This is a genomic window from Treponema endosymbiont of Eucomonympha sp., from assembly GCF_001028545.1.
Genome location: NZ_BBPW01000521.1, coordinates 1 through 508, shown reverse-complemented (window position 1 = coordinate 508; position 508 = coordinate 1). Strand labels below are relative to the sequence as shown.

2 protein-coding genes are annotated in these 508 nt (G+C 55.9%); both read left to right on the top strand.

What is annotated here, in order from left to right:
* Positions 1–274 (top strand): hypothetical protein (locus AWU74_RS12115; protein ID WP_187150956.1); only part of this gene is annotated, 274 nt, incomplete at its 5' end.
* A 3-nt stretch (positions 275–277) separates the two neighbouring features.
* Positions 278–508: hypothetical protein (locus AWU74_RS14330; RefSeq protein ID WP_238580258.1), on the top strand; the 231-nt coding region annotated here is incomplete at its 3' end.

Sequence of the window (508 nt, the reverse complement as noted above, 5' to 3'; positions counted from 1 at the left end):
AGATGACGTGTCCGGCACGCCGACGGTGAAGCGGATGCTCGGCGACAACGAGCTTATCGCGCGGGCGAAAGACGCGGGGCAGGCGCTGTACTTTATGAAGATAGACGACGTCGTGCAGCGCGCGGCGGTTCCGCTCTACGCGTTCACCAAGGTGCGGCACGACCAGCGCGGGACAGACCTGTTCGTGAAGTCAAAGCCGTTCCCGCTTATCAACGTGAAGGGGCTGGCGCTTTTGCGGGTCACAGACCCGCCGACTTTGGACACAGAAGAATAAAAAATGGAAGCAAAAGAAGCCCGCGGGGAAAGCGGCTCTCCGCGGGCTTTTTCCGAGGCGCCCCCTGAAGCGGAGATAAACGACGTCACCGTAAGCGGCGCTGCCGGAGAACCGCTTTCCCCTTATCTCGTATGCCGTCTTCTGCTTGAAAAAAAAAAAACTAGAGACATAGTGGTGCAAAATGCGAATAAAGTACCTATTGTAGCAGACTATAATTACCATACCGCAAACTGT